The 2945-nt window shown below is 63.9% G+C and carries 3 protein-coding genes; all 3 read left to right on the top strand.

Going from position 1 to position 2945, the window contains the following annotated elements:
- Positions 1-188: 188 nt before the first annotated feature.
- Complete coding sequence (gene dhaK / locus ACLP25_RS23935; RefSeq protein ID WP_442471629.1) at positions 189-1190, top strand: dihydroxyacetone kinase subunit DhaK; 1002 nt, start codon at positions 189-191, stop codon at positions 1188-1190.
- Positions 1191-1209: 19 nt separating this feature from the next.
- A complete protein-coding gene (dhaL, locus tag ACLP25_RS23930; protein ID WP_442471628.1) occupies positions 1210-1839 on the top strand; it encodes a dihydroxyacetone kinase subunit DhaL in 630 nt (209 codons plus the stop codon).
- Positions 1836-2945: dihydroxyacetone kinase phosphoryl donor subunit DhaM (gene dhaM, locus ACLP25_RS23925; RefSeq protein ID WP_442471627.1), on the top strand; the 1110-nt coding region annotated here is incomplete at its 3' end. The genes dhaL and dhaM, both read left to right, overlap by 4 nt.

Raw genomic sequence — 2945 nt, 5'->3', positions numbered from 1 at the left:
TTGGCCGGCGGCGTGATCGCGGCTATTTTTATAAAGGCATTCCTGCGAGCAGCCTTGAAAAGCAGCCTCGCGAAAATAACGCCGTGATTGATATTGCTGAGCGAGCTGAAGTCTAGAAAAGTAATTACTAATGCAATATAGACAGACGAGCAAGTTTTGGAACGCTTGCTAACCATAAGGGAGGTTCAATGAAAAAGCTCATAAACAGCCCGGAAACTCTAGTCCTTGAGGCGCTGGACGGCATGGCGGCGGCGCATGGTGACATCCTTCGCGTACACAAGGATCCCAATTTCATCACGCGGGCCTCCTCGCCCATCAATGGAAAGGTGGCGCTCCTCTCGGGCGGCGGCAGCGGGCACGAGCCGATGCATGGCGGGTTTGTCGGACTCGGCATGCTCGATGCGGCTTGCCCAGGCGCCGTCTTCACCAGCCCGACGCCCGACCAGATCCTTGCCGCGACCAAAGCGATCGACGGCGGCGCCGGCGTGCTTTACCTCGTCAAGAACTACACTGGCGACGTCATGAACTTCGAGATGGCGGCGGAGTTCGCCAAAGGCGACGGCATCGCGGTGGAGAGCGTCGTCATCGACGATGACGTCGCCGTCAAGGACTCGACCTGGACGGCGGGTCGGCGCGGCGTCGGGACGACGGTGTTGGCGGAGAAGATCTGCGGCGGCGCGGCGGAGGCGAAGCTGCCTCTGGCCGAAGTCGCGGCGCTGTGCCGAAGGGTCAACGCCCAAGGCCGATCGATGGGCATGGCGCTAACCTCGTGCACAGTGCCGCATGCGGGCAAGCCTTCTTTCGAATTGAAGGAAGACGAGATGGAGATCGGTGTCGGCATCCATGGCGAGCCCGGTCGCTATCGGGTCAAGCTCGAACAAGCCGACCGCATCGCCGAGATGCTGATGCAGCCGATCCTCGAAGACCTGCCGTTCAAGGGCGGCGATAATGTGCTGCTGTTTGTCAACGGCATGGGCGGAACGCCCGCGATCGAACTCTATGTCGTCTACCGCAAGGCCTTTGAGATAGCGACGAAGCACGGGCTTAAGATCGGGCGGAATCTCGTCGGCTCCTATATCACCAGCCTCGAAATGGCCGGCTGCTCGATCACCCTGCTCAGGCTCGATGACGACATGGCGCCATACTGGGATGCGCCGGTCCATACGTCGGCCCTGCGCTGGGGCGCTTAAGCCGGACCGGAGAGAGACAATGCTATCCCTTACCGGCGACGCCGTCCTCACCTGGATCAACCTTGCTGCGGACGAGATAGAACTGCGCAAAGCCTATCTGAATGATCTCGATGCGCCGATTGGGGACAGCGACCACGGCGCCAACATGGCGCGCGGCTTCCTGGCCGTCAAAGACAAGCTTGCGACCGAGAAGCCTGCTGACATCGGCGCCCTATTCAAAACGGTGGCGATGACGCTTCTGTCGACTGTCGGGGGTGCGAGCGGACCGCTTTATGCGACCTTCTTTCTGCAAGCTGCGGCGAAATCGGCCGGCAAGACGGAACTGGACCTTGCCGACTGGACTTCCTGCCTCGAAGCTGCGCTGACCGGCGTCATGCAACGCGGCAAAGCCGTCCTCGGCGACAAGACGATGATTGATGCGCTGGCGCCCGCGGTCGAGGCGCTAAAGCACGCCGACGGCAAGTCGCTCGGGGAGGCGCTGACTGCATCGGCCAGCGCTGCCGAAGAGGGGATGACGGCGACCATCCCGCTCGTCGCGCGGAAGGGGCGCGCCAGTTACCTCGGCGAGCGCAGCGCCGGGCATCAGGATCCCGGCGCAACCTCGACCCATCGCCTGCTCAAAGCGCTGTCCGAGGTCGCGGTCCAGTGACCGACACAAGGGACGGCGTCGCCCTCGTCCTCGTTTCGCATTCGAAGGCCCTTGCCGAGAGCGTGGAGGCGCTCGCCCGGCAAATGGTCGGCGGTCGCGTCGCCATCTTTTGCGCGGCCGGCGCGGGCAAGGACGGCTCCGAACTCGGCACCGATGCGATGCGCGTCCTTGAAGCGATCACTGCAGCCGACAATCAAGCCGGAACAGTCGTGTTGATGGATCTGGGCAGCGCCATCTTGTCGACCGAGATGGCCCTCGATCTCGCCGAACCGCAGATCAAGCAACGCGTCGTGCTCTCGTCCGCCCCTTTCGTCGAAGGGGCGGTGGCGGCGGCCGTCGCCGCAGCCGCCGGGGCTTCGCGTGAAACCGTCGTTCGCGAGGCGAGCCTGGCTCTCGCGCCAAAGAACGAGCAACTCGGATCTGACGCCGATCCCGGCGCAGCAAACGAACCGAACGAAGCGGCCATCGCAGCGGTTCGCCCGATCAGCGACGGCACAGGGCCGGACGCCGTCGTGGAAGCGACGATCCACGACCCGCACGGACTGCACGCACGGCCGGCCGGTCAGGTCGCAGCGCTCGCAGGACGTTTCGACTCCGATGTCCGTCTCGACAACGCCGACAACGGCAACGGACCCGTAAACGCCAGGAGCTTGATCGCGCTGATGTCGCTGGCGGCCCTCGATGGTCATCGGCTGCGCATCACGGCGACCGGACGCGATGCGCAAGCGGCGGCCACGGCGCTACGGACGCTGATCGAAGGCTTCACCGGAGATGTTTCGGCCGCTCCTGCGATTGCAGGCCCTGCAAGCGTCGAAGGCCCGATCCCAGTCTCCCCCGGAATCGCGGCGGGTCCTCTCTTTATGTTCGAGCGCCGTACGCCCCCGATCCCGGTCGACACTATCGTCGATCCCAAAGCCGAACTCGCGCGTCTGCAAGCCGCGATTGCCGCCGCGATCGCCGATCTCGAAACGCGGCAGGCTTCGAAGACCGCCGCCGACATCGCCGCGATGCAAACGAACCTGCTTCGCGACCCAATGCTTCTCGAACCGGCGCGACGCGCAATCTTGGAGGAACGCGTCAACGCTGCGGCTGCGTTCGCTCAGGCC

Origin of the sequence: Roseiarcus sp. (genome assembly GCF_052145395.1) — a bacterium.
Taxonomy (GTDB): Bacteria; Pseudomonadota; Alphaproteobacteria; order Rhizobiales; family Beijerinckiaceae; genus Roseiarcus.
Note: the sequence above shows the minus strand (reverse complement) of the source record. Positions and strands in the feature narration are given on the sequence as shown.

Coding starts and splice junctions, on each gene's coding strand:
- dhaL (WP_442471628.1), top strand. CDS start 1,210: ATGCTATCCCTTACCGGCGACGCCGTCCTCACCTGGATCAACCTTGCT.
- dhaK (WP_442471629.1), top strand. CDS start 189: ATGAAAAAGCTCATAAACAGCCCGGAAACTCTAGTCCTTGAGGCGCTG.